Raw genomic sequence first — 18,320 nt, forward strand, 5'->3', positions numbered from 1 at the left:
TCGTCAAATAGTGTCATCCAAAGCTGGACGAGTCGCAGGAAGCTCTTAGAGCAAACCTTCGCGCTGTGCTTTCTTACGTGCCAGTTTACGGGCACGGCGGATCGCTTCAGCTTTCTCGCGCGCTTTTTTCTCGGACGGTTTCTCGAAATGTTGCTTCAGCTTCATTTCACGGAACACGCCTTCGCGCTGCAGCTTTTTCTTCAGGGCACGAAGCGCCTGATCGACGTTATTGTCGCGAACACTAACCTGCATGTGGTTGTCACCACCTTTCTAGATAGAGTTGCAAGGAAATTGCAAGAAGTGGCCGTATAGCAAAGCACGCCTAACTTGTCTAGTACTGGACCCGCAGCCTCGGAGACCCGACATGACAGCAACCTATGAAGACACCAAAGAGCAGCTTCTCGATGCGATTCTGAACCATGTGCCGTTCGACGGCTGGTCGGAAACCAGCTTTCGTGCGGCCATCAGCGATTGCGATCTGGAGCCCATGCTAGCCCGAGCGATCTGTCCGCGTGGTGCCGTCGATCTGGCACTGGCCTTTCATGCGCGCGGGGATGCCGCGATGTTGGAGCGGTTGAAATCCGAAGACCTGAGCGGTCTGAAATTCCGTGAAAAGATCGCCGCTGCCGTCCGTTTCCGCCTGCAGGCGGTCGAAGACAAAGAAGCAGTGCGCCGAGGTATGACTTTGTTCGCGTTGCCGATCCATGCTGCGGATGGGGCCAAGGCGGTCTGGGGCACCTGTGACCAGATCTGGACAGCGCTTGGCGATACTTCGGACGACGTGAACTGGTACACCAAACGTGCCACTCTGTCGGGCGTCTATTCTTCGACACTGTTGTATTGGCTGGGTGATGACAGCCCGGATTATCAGGCGACATGGGAATTCCTGGATCGGCGGATCGAGGGCGTAATGCAGTTTGAAAAGTTCAAGGCGCAGGTGAATGGCAACCCGCTGCTGAAACCGTTTCTGGCCGTCCCCAACTGGCTTGCGGGTCAGGTGAAGGCTCCGACGAAGTTGCCCAACAACCTGCCCGGTTCGCTGTCATCGGGAAATTAGTCGCAGCGTTTCCACTTGCCGCTGGGCCTCTGCGTTTTCGCCTGCTAGGCATTGGGCAAAGGAGATATGCCCATGACCCAGACAATGCGCGCTGTCGAGATCACTGAAGCTGGTGGCCCGGACGTTTTGCAACTGACGGAACGCCCGATGCCGGAACCGGCAGAGGGTCAGGTGGTTCTGAAAGTCGCGTACGCCGGGGTGAACCGTCCTGATGCGCTGCAGCGGGCAGGGGCGTATGATCCACCTCCCGGTGCAAGCGATTTGCCGGGGCTGGAAGCGTCAGGAGAGGTCGTCGCCATCGGCTCGGGTGTCGAAGGTCTGGTCGTTGGCGATCGGGTTTGCGCCCTGTTGCCCGGCGGCGGTTATGCTGAATATGTCGCAACGCCCGCCGCCCATTGCCTGCCTGTGCCTGCGGGTATAGGTTTGAAAGAAGCTGCCTGCCTGCCCGAAACCTTCTTTACTGTTTGGTCCAATGTCTTCACCCGTGGCGGCTTGAAACCTGGGGAGCGGTTTCTGGTCCATGGCGGTTCCAGCGGGATCGGCACGACGGCCATTCAGCTGGCCAATGCGTTTGGCGCCCGCGTCTTTGCAACCGCCGGGTCGGCTGAGAAATGTGAGGCTTGTATCAAGCTAGGTGCCGAAAAGGCCATCAACTATCGCGACGAAGATTTCGTGGCTGCGATGCGCGCCGAGGGCGGGGCGAACCTGATCCTGGACATGGTCGGTGGTGATTATATCCCGCGCAACATCAAGGCTTTGGCGGAAGACGGGCGGCTGGTTCAGATCGCTTTCCTGCAAGGTCCGGTGGTCGAACTGAACTTTGCGCTGATGATGGTGAAACGCCTCACCCTGACTGGCAGCACCTTGCGCCCACAAAGCGATTTGGCCAAGGCGCGCATCGCGCAAGACTTGCGTGAAGCCGTGTGGCCATTGCTTGAGGCCGGGAAGGTCGCACCGGTGATGGATTCAGAATTCGATCTTTCTGATGCCGCCGCTGCACATGCGCGGATGGAAGCATCGGGCCACATTGGCAAGATCGTTCTGAATGTCTCTGGTTAAGCTGCTGCCATGTAGTCAGGCGACCGCCCGGCGATACAGGTGCCATGTGGCGTGGCCTAGAACGGGCATGACGACGATCAGCCCCAGCAACATCGGGATCGCGCCCAGTACCAACATCGCGGCCACGATGGCCCCCCAGGTCAAGATCACACCCGGGTTCTGACGCAAGACCCGGACCGAGGTTACGACGGCCACGGGAACGCCCACTTTGCGATCCAGCAACAGCGGAAAGCTGACCACGCTTAGCGCCAATGCGACCAGTGCAAACAGGAAACCGGTGGCGGTGCCGATGATGATCATGCTCCAGCCTGCTCCGGTGGTGAACACTTCTGTCACGAATGCCATGGCCGAGGCCGGAGGTTCTGGCCCTAGGGTTTGCGCGTAGATGCCTTGCGCGACCATCAGCCAGATCATCAATAGCATGACCAGATAGAAGCCCAATGCCAGTATGGCTCCGAAGGAAGGCGAACGGAATACGCCGAACGCGTCCAGCCAATGAACGTCTCCGCCCTGTTCCCTCTTGCGACTGATCTCATAAAGCCCGACGGCGGCGACCGGCCCGATCAGGGCAAAGCCCATGACAAGCGGGGCCAGCAGGGGCACCATGTCTTTGTTGAGCCCAATACCGAACATCAGCAGACCTGCGATTGGATAGATCAGAACGACAAAGATCGCATCGGCCCGGGTTTCGAGAAAATCGTTATATCCAGCTTTCAGGCATTCGCGCAGATCCTGCAGGGTCAGCGTATGCACCGTCGGCAGAGCCTGAACATCCGCGCTGCCGATCTCGGTCACGGATTCAGTGACATGATCGCTGGTTGCCCGCAGATTTCGGGCGACCCAGGTGATTGGGTTACCGATTGTCTTGTCCATGTTCATCCCCTTTTCTGGCGTGGGTGCGCCGCGGGATGCATCCGGCGTGGCAATTCGCGTGACCGGATCAGCCGGCAACGTCTGCCCAATTACAACGTCTCGTTGCATTATAGCACATATTGCGAAATTTTGCCCGATCACCCTTGCAGAGCCGGAAGGATTGCTCTGCCGCACAGGCGTGTTAGCTTTGTTTCCACAGGCAAGGGAGGCATTCATGCAGCAGACAGCACGCACAGTCGTCATACACGAATCCGGCGGCCCCGAGGTTCTTCGGATTGAGGATCGCCCGCTTGGCGATCCCGGCCCGGGTGAGGTGCGCATTCGCCATCATGCCTGCGGATTGAATTTCATCGATGTGTACCAGCGTACCGGCCTTTATCCGCTGGAATTGCCTCATGCGTTGGGAATGGAAGCGGCCGGAGTCGTTGAGGCGGTAGGCGAAGGCGTTACGCATCTTGCCCCCGGCCAACGCGCGGCCTATGCCGCAGGCCCATCGGGAGCATATTCCGAAGCGCGCGTGATGCCTGCAGCACAGGTTTGTCCGCTGCCCGAGAGTATCTCGTTCCGCACCGCAGCGGCCATGATGCTAAAGGGCATGACGGTTGAATACCTGTTTCACCGCACAACGCCGCTGCGGCGCGGAGATACCGTGTTGTTCCACGCGGCTGCCGGAGGTGTGGGACTGATCGCCTGCCAATGGGCGAAATCCGAAGGCATCAAACTGATCGGGACAGCGGGAACGGATGAGAAATGCAGCTTGGCGCAATTCAATGGCGCGTCACATTGCATCAACTACCGGACCGAGAATTTTGTCGAGCGTGTGGCCGAGATCACCGGAGGCAAAGGGGTTGATGTGGTGATGGACTCCATCGGTGCGGACACGTTTGAGGGATCGCTGGATTGCCTGAAACCCTTGGGCATGATGATTTCATTCGGAAACGCTTCGGGGCCAGTGCCGCCTGTCGATCTGGGAATGCTTGCGCAGCGGGGATCTCTGAAGGTGACGCGGCCAACCTTGTTCACGCATATCTCGGATCACGCCACCTGTCAGGCGATGGCGCGACGCTTGTTTGGCAAAGTGGACGGGCGCGAGGTCAAGATCCATGTCGATCAGGAGTTTCCGTTGGATCAAATTGCTGATGCGCATCGTGCTTTGGAAGCACGACAAACCACCGGCAGCACAGTCTTGGTGCCCTAGTGGCACGGGCCCGGCGCAAATAGCCGGGCCCAACTTTCTCATCAAAACCGATATGCTACACGCAGTTGAACTGTAGTTGCGTCAACATCGACGCCCGATGAGTTGAAGTCGTCGAACTCATGATACAGAATCTCGCCTCCAACGCTGATATTGGGGGCTACGATCTGCTCATAGCCTGCGCCGATGAACCAGCCATCGTCACTGCCCAGATTATCGGTATCCGCATCGGCATAACCGGCGGTGCCATAAAGCAGGCCCTGCGGGTTCAACTTGTAGCCCGCGCGCGCTTTGAGCCGCCAGACATTCTCGACCGTGGCGGCGCCGGAAAGGTCTACGTCGCTCCAGTCATAGTCGAAGCCACCTCCGACGACCCAATCGCCCAGATCGTAATCATATCCAAGGATGATACCGCCGATCGCACCATCGCCGTCGACGCCTGATACGTTTGTGTCGATGTCCGCATAACCAAACTGTGCACCGCCGTAGAATCCAGTCCAGTTGCCTGAGGATTGCGCCATGGCGGATCCCGCAGCCAATACGGCGACCGAGGTGATCAGTGCCAATCTTCCTGTCATCGTCTCATTCCTTTCGCTCGAAACCTGCTGCCAATCAAATCTAATGGCAGCGTTATGATTGAATCTACGTTCCGGCCCTTAGGCCGGATCAGTGATGTTTTGACTGTCCCGAACAAATTTATTCTGGCCGGTGCCCCGGCGTGGGCCCACTCAGGTTGGGTTCTTTTCTCATATGCTAGATAGGGTGAAACATGATGCCTTCAAACGAAGATCGGCGGCAGATACGATCTGCCGCCGATGCACAAAGGTCTTGTCAGCGAATTATTGCTGTAGTTCAGCCGGGTCTTTGTCGGCGATGTCTTCCCAGTTCGCGCTGGCTTTCTCAACAAAGCCCGGAATGTCGCCTTCCCAACGCTCCTGAATGTCTTGTGACAGGTTCAGATACAGCTTGTTGTCGACGATTTTCCAGTAGTTCGGGTCACCATCGAACTTGAAGCCCATTGCGGTGCCAAATGCGCAGTAGCCGCCGTAGGCAGGCAGATAGGCCTCTGGGTTCGCCTCAAAAGCGGCTTTGTTCTCTTCTGATGCAAAACGGTACAGGGCGTCGTTGTGCAGCGTGGTGATTTTGTAATCACCCTTGGTTGCTTCGCCAACGGTGAAATAGGCGACCGGGTCATAGCCCTGCATTGCCAATCCGGTCGAGCTTGCGTTGATTTCGACGCCAGCCGCCATTGCTGAGCTTGCGATCGCAACAGACAGCGCGACTCCGCTGATGATGGATTTGAACGTGTTCATGACTTCACCTTTCGTGAATAGGCTCGCTGAAGAGCACTGTAATTTTGCCCGGGCGAACCGGATTTGATTGTCGCGACGCCTGTAATTGGCCGTCACAAAATCCCAGTTGGGGAATGGCCCGATCACGTTCAAAGCAATCAATTGTGATTGTGCGATCACAAAGACCGGTTGTTCATTCCTGCACGTCAGGCACCAGCGCCAGGACAAAATCGACCACCTTTTCCGCAGGCATTTCGCAGGGGCGAAGCAATGCGCCGCTTTTCTGTGTGAGATAAAGGTTCAGGCTGATGTAATCCGGCCCGCCCAATTGATGAGCCACCAGTTTGTGAGATTTCCCGCAGGCCATGATCTGATGCGATACCAAATATCGATGCGGCCCAACGGAACCGGTGAACGTGCCGACCGGCAGATCATGGAACGCTTTCAGAAACGCGCTGGGCGCTGTCACGATTTCCCGATTTTCGGTTCTGTCCCCGCCTTGATCCGCGCTAGGTTGGCGCTGTGCCGCCAGTAGAGCAGCAAGGTCAGAGCAATTCCAAGAACGAAGGTACTGCCATCTGTCAGCACCATGATCCAGGTGGTGGATAGGGCGGCGGCGGCCAGCGCACCAACGGATGAAATACGCCAGATCAGCGCCGCGACCAGCCATGTCAAACAGCAGGCGACACCCACGCGCCAGTCAAGTGCCAGCCAAAGGCCCAGAAAAGTCGCAACGCCTTTGCCGCCTTTGAAGCCCAGCCAGACCGGAAAGCAATGCCCGAGGAACGCGGCCAATGCGGCGATCTGCGTGGCATCTTCACCAGCCAAAGCGCGTGCCAGCAGAACAGCAACGGCACCCTTGGCTGCATCAAACAGCAATGTCAGCGCTGCCGCTGCCTTATTGCCGGTTCGCAGGACGTTGGTTGCGCCGATATTGCCCGACCCGATTTGCCTCAGATTTCCCAGACCCATCACGCGCGCGACGATCATGCCAAAGGGTATGGAGCCTAGCAGGTATCCCAACGCGGCCCACAGGATGAGCTGAGTCATTGTGCTGTCGATCAGGGGCATCAGGCTCTCCGGTACACTTCTTGTCCAGCGACAAAGGTTGCGGTGACCTTACCCTGCATCCGCTGACCGTCAAACGGTGTGTTCTGCGATTTCGATTTCAGCGTAAATCGGTCCAGAACAAAGGGAACATCCGGGTCGAACTGCACCAGATCGGCAGGCGCGCCTAGGGCCAGGCGACCGCTCTCCAACCCCAGCCGTTTGGCCGGATTGAGGGCCATGGCGCGGAACAGGGTCGGCAAGTCCAGCTGTTCGGAATGATATAGCCGAAGCGCAGCAGGCAGCAGTGTTTCCAGCGCCACCGCGCCCGAGGCCGCCTCTTCAAACGGCAGACGCTTGCTTTCCTCATCCTGCGGCGTGTGCATGGAACTGATCGTGTCTATCAGACCGGTTCGCACTGCTTCGATCACCGCTTGCCGGTCATCTTCGGATCGCAGCGGGGGCTTGATCTTGAAGAAGGTGCGATAATCAGACACGTCCAATTCGTTCAACGTCAGATGGTGGATTGACGTGCCTGCTGTGATGTCCAGCCCGTTGCGCTTGGCGCGCTCCAGTGCAGGCAGGGCGCGGGCGGTGGTGATCTGATCGGCGTGATAGGCGGCCCCGGTCATTTCAAGCAGGGCGATGTCGCGGTCCAACCCCATACGCTCGGCTATAGGCGATACGGCAGGCAAGCCTCGCAGTGCGGCGAATTTACCGCTGGTGGCCGCGGCACCGCTGCTCAGGCCCGGCTCTTGCGGGTGGGCAATCACAAGCGCGCCACAGGATTTGGCGTAGGTCAGCGCGCGTGAGAACACCTTGGTATTGGTGATGACATGATCGCAATCGGTGAAGGCCACAGCTCCCGCATCTTGCAGGAACCCGATCTCGGTCATCTCACGCCCTTCGCGTTCTTTGGTCAGGGCGGCCATTGGCAAAACGTTGACCGGAGCGTCCGCTTGCGCGCGGCGGGTGGCGAACTCCAGCGTCTCGGGTGTGTCGACGGCAGGCAGAGTATCGGGACGGGTGACGATGGTTGTCACACCCCCTGCAGCCGCAGCCAGACCTGCGGATTTATAGCTTTCTTTGTGCCGCTCACCGGGCTCACAGACCTTGACGCCAATGTCGACAATTCCGGGGGCGAGGCACTGCCCACCGCAATCGACCACCTGCGTGTCAGCGACTGGGGCCGTGCCTTCATCAAGCGCTGCGATCCGACCATCGGCAATCTGCAGCCAGCCGATGCTATCTGTGCCAGCTTCGGGGTCGATCAGGCGAGCGTTAGTAAAAATCAGATTGCTCATGCCATGGCCCTTTCGATTGCAGCTTTGGTGGCGGCGGGGTCCGCCTGATATTTGATCAGGTGCTTGTCGCCGCCTTTTGTGACGATCTGGACAAAGCTGCCAATGGTATTGACCGCCTGAATTTGGTTCAGCGCCACCTTACGCGGACCAGGACCGGTGAGAGTGGTGCCCGTCATTTCCCACTTGGCGACCAGTTCTTCCGAAGCCAAATACCAAGCGCGGATGGTGATGGCGGCCAACCCTGCGGGCGCGCCGGTCCAGACGTAAGGGTTGCCTATCAACCAAAGCAAGACCATCGCGGCCGCCATTGCAAACGCGGCGAGCCATGCGTTGGTGCGGATATAAGCGCCCTTGTCTGGCGTGAATGTTACAGGATCAGCCACAAGGCACCTCCGACGGCGATCAGAATCAGTATGGCAATGACGGCTGAACCGATGCGGCTTGGTTTATTATCCACTGGCGGGCTTTGCGGGGCCGAGAACGGTTTTGCGCTTTCGGTCTCAATCGTGCCGCCGGACCAGTTGGTAGCCTCTTCGGTGAACAGGCCAATCAGATGCAGGCGGGGATCGAGGGAAAGGGTTGCAGATCGACCACCCAGCGCCGCACTGCGCAGGACCATCACCCAGCCTTCGATGGCCTCCAATTTCGTGCGGTCCAACTGGTCTTCCGAGACACCGCAGCCTTCGCTGAGATAGCCATAAAGCCCGAGATCTTCGAGGTCGGATACCGGAAAAATGTCGATCTGTTCGGGGTCCAGCCCCTCGACACCCAACACCTGATCAACAGCACCCGGTTCGCGCAGGAATTTCGCCTCTTCCGGGCGCATGTCCAGCGAGAACAGGCGGATCACGCCGCGCTCATGGGGGGCGATGGCCAGATCGTTCATGCGGCTTCTCGCACGTTGCGCGCCAGCAGGTCCATGGCGGCCATGCGGACGGCAACGCCCATCTCGACCTGTTCCTGAATGACGGACCGGTTGATGTCATCGGCCAGAGTGCCGTCGATCTCGACCCCGCGGTTCATTGGACCGGGGTGCATCACGATGGCGTCTGGCTTGGCCAGCGCCAGCTTTTCAGCGTTCAGACCGTAGCGGTGATAATATTCGCGTTCCGAGGGGATAAAACCGCCGTCCATCCGTTCCTTCTGAAGGCGCAGCATCATCACAACGTCGACGTCTTTCAGACCCTCATTTATATCATCATAGATCTCGGCCCCGAATTCCGCGAATTGCGACGGCACCAGCGTCGGCGGGCCGATCAGACGGATGCGGTTTTCCATCTTGCCCAGCAGGATCAGGTTCGATCGCGCCACGCGCGAATGCGCCACGTCTCCGCAAATCGCGATGCTCAGCCGGTGTAGGCGGCCTTTGGCACGGCGGATGGTCAGCGCGTCCAGCAGGGCTTGCGTCGGGTGCTCATGCCGCCCGTCACCTGCGTTCAGCACGGCGCAGTTTACCTTCTGCGCCAGCAGGTCCACGGCGCCGGAATGAGGATGCCGCACCACCAGCAGATCGGGATGCATTGCGTTCAGCGTCATTGCTGTATCAATCAGCGTCTCGCCCTTTTTGATCGAACTGGCCTGCATCGCCATGTTCATCACATCCGCGCCCAATCGCTTGCCCGCAATTTCGAAACTCGCCTGCGTACGGGTCGAGTTTTCAAAGAACATGTTGATTTGAGTCAGGCCCGACAGCACATCGGAATGCTTAGCCGATTGCCGGTTCAGATCGACATAGGTTTCGGCCAGATCAAGGATAGCGGTGATATCGGATTGCGACAGATGCTCGATGCCAAGAAGGTGACGATGGGCGAAACGCATGGGCGGGCTCCTGTCTGACAATCGGACCGCTTATAGGAAGCCATGCAGGCCAAGGCAACCTAAGGTTCCGACCCTTCGGTTAGTTTCTCACATCCGCCTTCGGGCAGGCATTGTTCCCCTGGTTTGCACCACTTGCCATAGCCACAATCAATGGCCTTGATCGGAACACAGCCCTGATAAGCCGAGCATTTAAAGCCGGGTCGGCATTGCGAACCGGTTTCTTCACACAGAAACCAGCCGGGGCGCGAACATCCGCCGCCCGGCAAGCAGGATGAACCGGCTCCGCAACTCCTGCCATCGGCGCAGGTTGTGGATGGAGCGGGGACCAAATCCGGTCTGCTGCGCTCGCATTCACCGCGTCCGTTGCAGAAGCTACCACCGGGGCAATCCAAGCGCGAGGTGCACTTATTCGCCCCAGCAGGGGCGCAACGGGTTCCTCCTGCCACGCAGCGCTCGAACGGGCCGCAGGTGCGCCCACCTCCACAATAGGTGTGTCCCGGCGGGATACAGCGGCCATCAAAGCTGCAGCGCTGGCCTGCGGGGCAACAACCGCGCCCGCATTGCAACTGTCCGGCGCGGCATTGTGTATCCCGATCAAACAGCTGCGCACTCACCGAACCGCCAGAGGTTGCCAGCAATAGAGCAATCAGAAGGAATCGCAGAAATGACAGCATGACCCTGCCATGGTCGGTGCGACCCTGTGCCATGGCAAGGTCTATTCGCTTTCCCTCGGTCAAAAGCTGGTTAGATTGAGGGTTATGGAATCGGGTTTGGACCATCATACCGCGCGGGCGCTGCTGGAATGGCAGATCGAGCTGGGCGCAACCGAGGCGATCGGCGACGCGCCGGTGGATCGCTATGCGTTGCCGGACAAAGCGGCCAAGGCTAAGAAACCAGCTGCGGTTGAACCTGCGAAAAAACCAGAACCGGTCGATACCGCAGCTGTTGCAAAACAGGCGGCGAAAACCGCTGGATCGCTCGTCGAGTTGCGTGCGGCGATGGAGGCGTTTGATCTTTGCGACCTCAAACGCGGCGCGCGGCAGTTGGTGTTTTCCGATGGCAACCCCGGCGCACGGGTAATGATCATCGGCGAAGCGCCCGGCCGTGATGAGGATCGCGAAGGTAAGCCCTTTGTCGGGCGCGCTGGGCAATTGCTGGACCGGATGCTGGCCGCGATTGATCTGGATCGGCGCGAGAATGTCTACATTACCAACGTGTTGCCGTGGCGGCCCCCGCAGAATCGCGATCCCAAGCCGGAAGAGATTGGCATGATGAAGCCGTTTCTGGAGCGGCATGTGGCGTTGGCCAAGCCCGAGGTGCTGGTGGTGATGGGCAATATTAGCTGTCAGGCCTTGCTGGGCAAACGCGGTATCACGCGGCTGCGCGGGAAATGGGATCAGGCGCTGAACCTGCCGGTCATCCCGATGTTCCACCCGGCCTACCTGCTGCGTCAACCGCAGATGAAGCGACAGGCCTGGGCCGATCTGCTGGACCTGCAAGCACGGCTGAGGGGCGCGGGATGAGAGTTCTGGCGTTTTCCGATCTTCATATGGCGCGCAACCGGGCCGCTGATCTGGTGGTCGCTAGCGCCGAGGCCGATCTTGTCATCGGTGCGGGGGACTTTTGCAATGCGCGGCGGGGCCTGAAAGAAGCGATGCAGATGCTGTCGGGCATTGCAGCGCCGCTGATCCTGGTGCCGGGCAACGCTGAGAGCGCCGAGGAACTGACAGCCGCTGCGCCCGAAGGCGCGCATGTTCTGCACGGGACGGGCATGACATTGGATGGTCTGCGCCTGTTCGGGCTGGGTTACGGTGTGCCGGTGACGCCTTTCGGAGACTGGTCCTGCGATCTTACTGAAGCTGAAGCATCGGAACTGCTGGACCGGTGCGAGGCTGCGGATGTTCTGATCGCGCACTCTCCGCCAAAAGGATATGGGGATGTGACATCGCAAGATGTGTCGGTCGGCTCGACCGCAGTTCGGGACGCGGTTGAACGCATCCAGCCCGATTTTGTCTTTTGCGGTCATATCCACGACAGCTGGGGATATCGCGGCATGCTGGGGCGGTCTCAGATTGCCAATCTGGGTCCGAAACCACATTGGTTCGAGGTAACAACGTGATCGAGACAGTGACATTGATGGCCTTCATCCCAGCCGCACTGGTGCTGAATTTTACACCCGGCGCTGATATGATGTTCTGTTTCGGGCAAGGGTTACGGTCCGGGTCACGCCCAGCGATGATGGCCAGCCTCGGTGTTTCGACGGGTCTGATGGTGCAAGTTTTGCTGGCGGGGCTTGGACTTGGGGCGTTGGTATCAGCCGTGCCTTGGCTGTTTGACGTTATCCGGTGGATGGGTGTTGCTTATCTGTTGGTTCTTGCATGGGGCGCAATCCGGAAAGGGGCAGTGTCGGACGATGCAGCAATCAAGCCTGCTCATTTCGCGTTTCGCGAGGGGTTGCTGGTGAACCTGACCAATCCCAAGGTCATTCTGTTTGTTTTGGCCTTTATCCCTCAGTTCGTGGACCCAGCAAACGGCCCGGTTCTGCTGCAATTCTTAACCTTTGGTGCAATCATTACTTTGGGCAGCATTCTAGTGAATGGGATGGTCGGTATCTTTGCGGGCGGAGCAGGACGCATTTTGATCTCAAACCCACGCGCTTCACGTATCATTGGATGGGTCACGGGCGGGATATTCGCGGCTCTTGCCATCCGGCTTGCCATTATGGAAAGGGCTTGACGACATATGTCGCGCATTGACGAAAGCATTGAGTTCATCCCCGTCCGTATTGCGGTTCTGACCGTGTCGGATACACGCTCACTGGACGACGACCGCTCGGGCCAGACGCTTGTCGACCGGATCGAAACGGCTGGACATTCAGTGGCGGACCGCAAGATCATTCAGGACGAACGCGCCCAGATTGCCGAGCAATTGCGCAGTTGGATCGCGGATCCTGAAATCGACGTCGTGATCTCGACCGGCGGCACAGGTCTGACGGGTCGCGATATTACAGTCGAGGCGCACCGGGACGTTTATGAAAAAGAGATCGAAGCGTTTGGCACCGTTTTCACCATCGTGTCCATGGAAAAGATAGGTACTTCTGCCGTGCAGTCACGCGCCACAGGCGGAGTTGCAGGCGGAACCTATCTGTTCGCGTTGCCGGGCAGCCCGGGTGCCTGCAAAGACGCTTGGGATGCGATTCTGGAGAAGCAGTTCGATTATCGCCACCGGCCCTGTAATTTCGTTGAAATAATGCCCAGATTGGACGAACACCTGCGACGGAAGTAGACTGGTTCTGCGTTTAACGGATCATAACCGCTTTGTGGCTTGGCATTTTTTGCGACCCGGCTACCTTTGCGGAAGGCAGCGTGTGCGACCAAAGGTGAGTGACCGATGCGATTTCTGCGGCAAAGCCTTGTTGGGGTCTTCCTGGCGTTTCTGACGCTGGGCCTGTTGATCGTTGCCGCACAGATGATCTCGGGCGCGGTTCAGGATGTGCTGACGCGGGACAATCAGGCACCTGAGGCGCGGGAACGCATATTCGCCGTTACCGTACGAACCGCCGAGCCGGAAACCGTCACTCCTTATCTGGAAGCGTTTGGCCAGATTCAAAGCCGCCGCCGGTTAGAGCTGCGCGCGGCCTTGGGTGGGCGCGTTGTATCACTGGCCGAAGATTTTGAAGATGGCGGTACTGTAACGGCGGGAGAATTGCTGGTCGAACTGGACCCAGCCGATATGCAATCTGCTCTGGACCGTGCCAAATCCGATCTTCTGGATGCCCAGTTTGAAGAGCGGGACGCCGAACGCTCGCTGCTGTTGGCGCAGGATGAGTTGAAATCAGCCGAGGCACAGGCCGAACTGCGTGACCGGGCGCTGCAGCGCCAGCAGGATCTGCAGGCACGTGGTGTCGGGGCTGCTGCAAGCGTCGAAGAAGCGGAACTGGCCGCAACATCGGCTCATCAGGCAGTTCTCGCGCGCAGGATCGCTTTGGCGCAGGCCGAATCTCGTGTGGATCAGGCAACAACCTTGTTTGCGCGGGCTCGTATCGCGTTGGAAGGGGCCGAGCGTGACCTGGAGGATATGACGATCCATGCCGGGTTTGATGGGACGCTGACCGAGGTCACTTTGGTTGAAGGCCGCTTGGTCGCGGCCAACGAAAAGCTGGCCGAACTCGTCGACCCCAATGCGCTTGAGGTCGCGTTTCGGGTTTCCACCGCGCAATTCGTGCGGTTGCTGGACGCGCAAGGTGATCTGATCTCAGCCCCGGTGACTGTATCGCTTGAGGTCACGGGGACCGATCTCACTGCCACCGGCCGGATCAGTCGCGATAGTGGCGCGGCGGGTGAAGGGCAAACCGGGCGTCTGATCTATGCGCGTCTCGACGACGCGCCGGGATTCAAGCCGGGGGATTTTGTCACCGTTTCGATTGAAGAACAGCCGCTCGATAATGTGGTCCGTCTGCCATCCTCGGTTCTGGACGCCACGGGCAATGTGCTTGTTCTCGGCCCCGATGACCGGCTGGAACCGTTGGCTGTGCAATTGATCCGTCGTCAGGGCGATGAGGTGCTTTTGCGTGGTGAAGGCCTGGAAGGCCGCGAGGTTGTGATTGGCCGGACGCCTCTGCTGGGTTCGGGTGTACGTGTGCGGCCCCTACGGATTGAGGCGAATGCCGAAGCTGATCCGGGCATGGTCGAGCTTTCGGACGAAAAGCGCGCTCAGCTTGTGGCTCAGGTCGAGGCCAGTGATGCTATGTCTCAGGAAGACAAAGCCCAAGTATTGGGCCAGTTGAGCGAGGCCAAAGTGCCCGCCACCCTAATACGCCGTCTTGATGACAATCGGGCCGGGGGCTAAGCGCGATGATCCGCGACATTCCCAACGCGGCGGGCGGTATCCTCAGCTATTTCACCCGGCACCGGACTGCGGCCAATCTGTTGCTGCTGATCATGCTGGTGCTGGGGGCTGCCGCGATCCCCAACATGCGGGCACAGTTCTTTCCTGATGTGATTCTCGAACGCGTCGATGTGAACGTTCAATGGGACGGCGCAGGCCCCGAGGATGTCGACAATGGCATCATCCAATTGTTGGAACCTGCGCTTTTGGCGGTTGAGGGCGTTGCCAGCACGGAATCGACCTCACGCGAGGGAACGGCGCAGGTCAGGCTGGAGTTTGAGCCCAACTGGGATATGTCCCGCGCCGTCGAAGAAGTGCGGACAGCTGTCGATAGCGTCACCAACCTGCCCGAAGACGCCGAGGAACCAACGATCCGGCGCGGCGCTTGGCGGGATCGTGTCACGGATGTGGTCATCACGGGGCCCATCGAAGCTGAACAACTGGCCAAATTCACCGATGAATTGATAAGCCGCCTGTTTGCGGTTGGTGTCACGCGGACAACGATCCGGGGACTGGCCGCGCCGCGTGTGGTGGTCGAAGTCCCCACCGCACAGTTGATCGCCAATGATATCTCGCTTTCGGATATTGCCGAGGCCATTGCGGCAGAAGTCACCGCGAACCCCGCGGGCGATGTCACAGGTGCCAATGCGCGTATTCGGACAGGTGTTGAGAAACGCACCCCGGAAGAGATCGAAGGTATAGCCCTACGCAACTTTGCCGATGGTTCAAAGCTGGTTGTGGGCGATGTGGCGGAAATTCGGGTCGAAGGGGTCACGCGCAACCGCAGCTATTTCGTCGGTGACAATCCGGCGATGTCGATCCGCGTCGACCGGTCCAATTTGGGCGATGCCATCGGAATTCAGCGCGATGTCGAGGATGTCGTGGCCGAGATGCAGGCCAGCCTGCCCGAAGGTATCACGGTTGAGCTGATCCGCACCCGCGCGCAAGCGATCACCGACCGACTGGATATTTTGGTCGACAATGGGCTGGTTGGGCTTGGGCTGGTGGTTTGTCTACTCTTCCTGTTTCTGAACGCCCGCATCGCTTTCTGGGTGGCTGCCGGTATTCCGGTGGCAATGTCTGCGGCGATTGCGCTGATGTATCTGGGCGGGTTGTCGCTGAACATGGTGTCTCTGTTCGGTTTGATTATTACCTTGGGCATCGTGGTTGATGACGCCATCGTCGTGGGAGAGCACGCCGATTTCCGTGCCCGCCGTTTGGGCGAAGCGCCAATCGTCGCCGCAGAACGCGCTGCCCGCCGAATGGCGATGCCGGTGTTTGCTGCAACAGTGACCACGGTCATCGCCTTCTTTGGTCTCACCGCCATCGGTGGCCGCTTCGGAGAGCTGATCCGAGACATCCCGTTCACCGTTATCGCTGTCCTGATTGCCTCGCTGATCGAATGCTTCCTGATCCTGCCGAACCATATGGCCCATGCCATCGCGCATTCGGCTAAGGAGCATTGGTATGACTGGCCCAACCGGGTTGTGAACAAGGGCTTCCGCTGGGTGCGCGACCACCTGTTCCGCCCGTTGGTCGCGTGGGTGGTCTGGGCACGGTATGTGGTTGTTGCACTGATGGTAGTGATTCTGGCCAGCCAGATTGCTCTGTTCATTCGGGGCGACGTGAATTGGCGGTTCTTCAACGCACCGGAACGCGGTTCGGTCACTGGCAATTTCATCATGGTCGAAGGGGCGACGCGCGCAGAGACGCTGGAAATGATGCGCATGGTCCAGAAAGCCACGGAAGAACTGGGTCAGGTTTACGAAGAACGCCATGGCCGCAACCCGATCGAATACGTTCTAGCCGAGGTTGGCGGTTCGGCCGGATGGGGGCTGCGCGCGGCGGATGGCAAGGATGACGATCTACTGGGCGGCATCTCGATCGAGCTGATTGATGCCGACTTGCGCCCCTATTCCAGCTTTGAATTTGTGGGCGAGCTGCAGGATTTCGTGCCGCGCCACCCGAAGGTCGAGCTGCTTAGCTTCCGTGGTTGGCGTTCAGGGCCCGGTGGCGACGCGATTGACGTGCAGTTCTACGGTGCGGATGTGAACACGTTGAAATCTGCATCCGAGGACCTCCAGGCGGAACTCGCGAAATACCCGGAAGTTTCGGCGCTCGAGGATAACCTCGCCTATGACAAGGAAGAGTTCATTCTGGACCTCACCGCGCAGGGTCAGGCGCTGGGTTTCCGCATCGAAACACTGGGCCGCGTGTTGCGAAACCGGCTGAACGGGATTGAGGCCGCGACCTTCCCGGATGGTCCGCGTAGCACCGAGATTCGGATCGAACTGCCCGATGGCGAACTGACCGCCGATTTCCTGGAACGCACGCTGATGCGGACGCCTGATGGCGTTTATGTCCCGCTCGCCGATATCGTCTCGGTCGAGCGTAAATCGGGTTTCTCGACCGTCCGGCGCGAAAATGGTCTGCGGGTCATCTCGGTGAATGGTGATATTTCTGAGGACGACACGGCGCAGGCTGCCGAAATCGCCCGCGCCATGCGCGAAGAGATATTGCCAAACATAGCCGCCGAACGGCAGGTCGAATGGCGCATGGCTGGCCTGAGTGAGCAGGAGGATGAATTCCTGTCCGAGGCCCGCACAGGCCTGATCCTGTGTCTGACCGGAATTTATCTGGTTTTGGCTTGGGTCTTTGCCAGTTGGACAAGGCCCTTGGTGGTCATGGCGATCATTCCCTTTGGCCTCGTGGGCGCGATCTGGGGGCATTACCTGTGGGGCGTGCCGTTAAGCATGTTCACCGTCGTCGGCCTGTTGGGCATGACCGGGATCATCATCAATGACTCGATTGTTCTGGTGACCACAATCGACGGATACCGGAAAGAGCGCGGGTTGGTGCCGTCAATCGTAGAAGGTACGGCAGATCGTTTGCGGCCTGTGATGCTGACCACGCTGACCACGGTACTGGGGCTGACGCCCTTGATGTACGAAAGTTCGCAGCAGGCGCAGTTTTTGAAACCGACCGTGATCACACTGGTCTATGGGCTGGGCTTTGGCATGGCCCTGATCCTGCTGCTAGTGCCTGCGTTGCTGGCCATCCTGAACGACATCTCACGCCCGATGACATCGATGAGACGGGCCTTGCGAGCGCCGGACAGGGTGGTGCGCAATGCCGTGCGCGCAACGGGCGCAGCGTTGGCGATCTGGCTGGGGGCCTCGATGATCTGGCCCGTAGTGACAGGTGCGCCGTTGGCGCTGCTCTCGGGTCTCTACCCAGCCGCCGAAGGTCCAAGTGTGTTGCAAATGGGCTTTGGCGTTTTCGTAGCGGGTGCGACCGTGATCCTGCTGGTAGGTGTCGTGCTGTCCAGCGTGCTTTATGCACGCTTGTCGGATCGGGTCGAGGCTTGATCCATCTCTAAAGCTAGCCGCAAAAGATCGGGAACGCGGTCGCTCATTGGCAGGTCGCCGCTGGTGATCTGGTCCACCGGAAACCACTGAGCGTCCTGAGCGTCGTCTGCAGCGACAGGCGTGCCGGTTACATAGCGACACGCAACTCCGACCAGCAGGTAGTGCGCCCGGGTCTGCCCGCTATCATCGCGCAGCAAAAGGTCGAGATTGTCGAGATAGACCAAAGGCTCAGCAATCACACCGGTCTCTTCCCGCAGCTCGCGGGTGGCGGCGTCCAGAACCGTTTCACCCCATTCAACATGGCCGCCTGGAAAACCCCACAGCCCCTGATCGGGTTGCTTGCTGCGTTGCACCAAAAGTACCTGGCCATCGTGCAGCACGACAGCCAGGGCACCGATCTTTGGGGTCTGGCTCATCCGG

General features: G+C 59.1%; 20 protein-coding genes. 9 read left to right on the forward strand and 11 right to left on the reverse strand.

What is annotated here, in order from left to right; all coding sequences use genetic code 11:
- Positions 1-45: 45 nt before the first annotated feature.
- Entirely contained in the window at positions 46-252 is a 207-nt protein-coding gene (gene rpsU / locus ACR0A1_RS15325; RefSeq protein ID WP_005614280.1) for a 30S ribosomal protein S21, read from the reverse strand.
- Between the two features lie 112 nt (positions 253-364).
- On the opposite strand from rpsU, the gene ACR0A1_RS15330 reads away from it, so the two are divergent.
- Complete coding sequence (locus ACR0A1_RS15330) at positions 365-1,057, forward strand: COQ9 family protein (protein WP_480868243.1); 693 nt, start codon at positions 365-367, stop codon at positions 1,055-1,057.
- Between the two features lie 72 nt (positions 1,058-1,129).
- Positions 1,130-2,116, forward strand: a complete 987-nt coding sequence (locus tag ACR0A1_RS15335) for an NAD(P)H-quinone oxidoreductase (protein WP_480868245.1) — start codon at positions 1,130-1,132, stop codon at positions 2,114-2,116.
- A 15-nt stretch (positions 2,117-2,131) separates the two neighbouring features.
- Here the strand turns inward: ACR0A1_RS15335 and ACR0A1_RS15340 are convergent, their stop codons facing one another.
- Complete coding sequence (locus ACR0A1_RS15340; RefSeq protein WP_170408392.1) at positions 2,132-2,989, reverse strand: DUF2189 domain-containing protein; 858 nt, start codon at positions 2,987-2,989, stop codon at positions 2,132-2,134.
- A gap of 214 nt (positions 2,990-3,203) precedes the next feature.
- Between ACR0A1_RS15340 and ACR0A1_RS15345 the strand changes: the two genes are divergently transcribed.
- Positions 3,204-4,187 carry a quinone oxidoreductase family protein gene (locus ACR0A1_RS15345; RefSeq protein ID WP_170597238.1) on the forward strand — a complete coding sequence of 328 codons (984 nt, stop codon included), beginning with the start codon at positions 3,204-3,206 and terminating at the stop codon, positions 4,185-4,187.
- A 41-nt stretch (positions 4,188-4,228) separates the two neighbouring features.
- Here the strand turns inward: ACR0A1_RS15345 and ACR0A1_RS15350 are convergent, their stop codons facing one another.
- From ACR0A1_RS15350 to ACR0A1_RS15385, 8 genes are all read right to left on the reverse strand, one after another.
- Complete coding sequence (locus ACR0A1_RS15350) at positions 4,229-4,762, reverse strand: outer membrane protein (protein ID WP_170465891.1); 534 nt, start codon at positions 4,760-4,762, stop codon at positions 4,229-4,231.
- Between the two features lie 261 nt (positions 4,763-5,023).
- Positions 5,024-5,497: a YHS domain-containing (seleno)protein gene (locus tag ACR0A1_RS15355; RefSeq protein WP_170395661.1), complete on the reverse strand. Its 474-nt coding sequence runs from the start codon at positions 5,495-5,497 to the stop codon at positions 5,024-5,026.
- 172 nt (positions 5,498-5,669) lie between these two features.
- Positions 5,670-5,945, reverse strand: coding sequence for a hypothetical protein (locus ACR0A1_RS15360; protein WP_170395663.1), 276 nt, complete (start codon positions 5,943-5,945; stop codon positions 5,670-5,672).
- The gene (gene plsY / locus ACR0A1_RS15365) at positions 5,942-6,547 is read right to left on the reverse strand and encodes a glycerol-3-phosphate 1-O-acyltransferase PlsY (RefSeq protein WP_480562791.1); all 606 of its coding nucleotides are present in this window, start codon (positions 6,545-6,547) and stop codon (positions 5,942-5,944) included. Before plsY ends, ACR0A1_RS15360 begins: the two co-directional genes overlap by 4 nt.
- Complete coding sequence (gene pyrC / locus ACR0A1_RS15370) at positions 6,547-7,827, reverse strand: dihydroorotase (protein WP_480868249.1); 1,281 nt, start codon at positions 7,825-7,827, stop codon at positions 6,547-6,549. Before pyrC ends, plsY begins: the two co-directional genes overlap by 1 nt.
- Positions 7,824-8,210, reverse strand: a complete 387-nt coding sequence (locus tag ACR0A1_RS15375) for a hypothetical protein (protein WP_170597242.1) — start codon at positions 8,208-8,210, stop codon at positions 7,824-7,826. Before ACR0A1_RS15375 ends, pyrC begins: the two co-directional genes overlap by 4 nt.
- Positions 8,195-8,713: a hypothetical protein gene (locus ACR0A1_RS15380; protein WP_170733548.1), complete on the reverse strand. Its 519-nt coding sequence runs from the start codon at positions 8,711-8,713 to the stop codon at positions 8,195-8,197. Before ACR0A1_RS15380 ends, ACR0A1_RS15375 begins: the two co-directional genes overlap by 16 nt.
- Positions 8,710-9,645: an aspartate carbamoyltransferase catalytic subunit gene (locus tag ACR0A1_RS15385; protein ID WP_480868251.1), complete on the reverse strand. Its 936-nt coding sequence runs from the start codon at positions 9,643-9,645 to the stop codon at positions 8,710-8,712. Before ACR0A1_RS15385 ends, ACR0A1_RS15380 begins: the two co-directional genes overlap by 4 nt.
- A gap of 758 nt (positions 9,646-10,403) precedes the next feature.
- Between ACR0A1_RS15385 and ACR0A1_RS15390 the strand changes: the two genes are divergently transcribed.
- From ACR0A1_RS15390 to ACR0A1_RS15415, 6 genes are all read left to right on the forward strand, one after another.
- The gene (locus tag ACR0A1_RS15390) at positions 10,404-11,168 is read left to right on the forward strand and encodes a uracil-DNA glycosylase (protein WP_480736871.1); all 765 of its coding nucleotides are present in this window, start codon (positions 10,404-10,406) and stop codon (positions 11,166-11,168) included.
- Positions 11,165-11,764, forward strand: a complete 600-nt coding sequence (locus tag ACR0A1_RS15395; RefSeq protein ID WP_170395679.1) for a metallophosphoesterase family protein — start codon at positions 11,165-11,167, stop codon at positions 11,762-11,764. Before ACR0A1_RS15390 ends, ACR0A1_RS15395 begins: the two co-directional genes overlap by 4 nt.
- Complete coding sequence (locus tag ACR0A1_RS15400) at positions 11,761-12,381, forward strand: LysE family translocator (RefSeq protein WP_170664006.1); 621 nt, start codon at positions 11,761-11,763, stop codon at positions 12,379-12,381. Before ACR0A1_RS15395 ends, ACR0A1_RS15400 begins: the two co-directional genes overlap by 4 nt.
- A 6-nt stretch (positions 12,382-12,387) precedes the next feature.
- Entirely contained in the window at positions 12,388-12,930 is a 543-nt protein-coding gene (moaB, locus tag ACR0A1_RS15405; RefSeq protein WP_170566219.1) for a molybdenum cofactor biosynthesis protein B, read from the forward strand.
- A 105-nt stretch (positions 12,931-13,035) separates the two neighbouring features.
- Positions 13,036-14,493 (forward strand): efflux RND transporter periplasmic adaptor subunit, encoded by a 1,458-nt coding sequence (locus ACR0A1_RS15410; protein ID WP_480868254.1) that lies wholly within the window; start codon positions 13,036-13,038, stop codon positions 14,491-14,493.
- Between the two features lie 5 nt (positions 14,494-14,498).
- Positions 14,499-17,900, forward strand: a complete 3,402-nt coding sequence (locus tag ACR0A1_RS15415) for an efflux RND transporter permease subunit (RefSeq protein ID WP_480868256.1) — start codon at positions 14,499-14,501, stop codon at positions 17,898-17,900.
- Here the strand turns inward: ACR0A1_RS15415 and ACR0A1_RS15420 are convergent.
- Positions 17,867-18,316: an NUDIX hydrolase gene (locus ACR0A1_RS15420; protein WP_480772011.1), complete on the reverse strand. Its 450-nt coding sequence runs from the start codon at positions 18,314-18,316 to the stop codon at positions 17,867-17,869. The genes ACR0A1_RS15415 and ACR0A1_RS15420 overlap by 34 nt on opposite strands.
- Positions 18,317-18,320 lie beyond the last annotated feature (4 nt).

Source organism: Ruegeria sp. D6 (genome assembly GCF_056534365.1).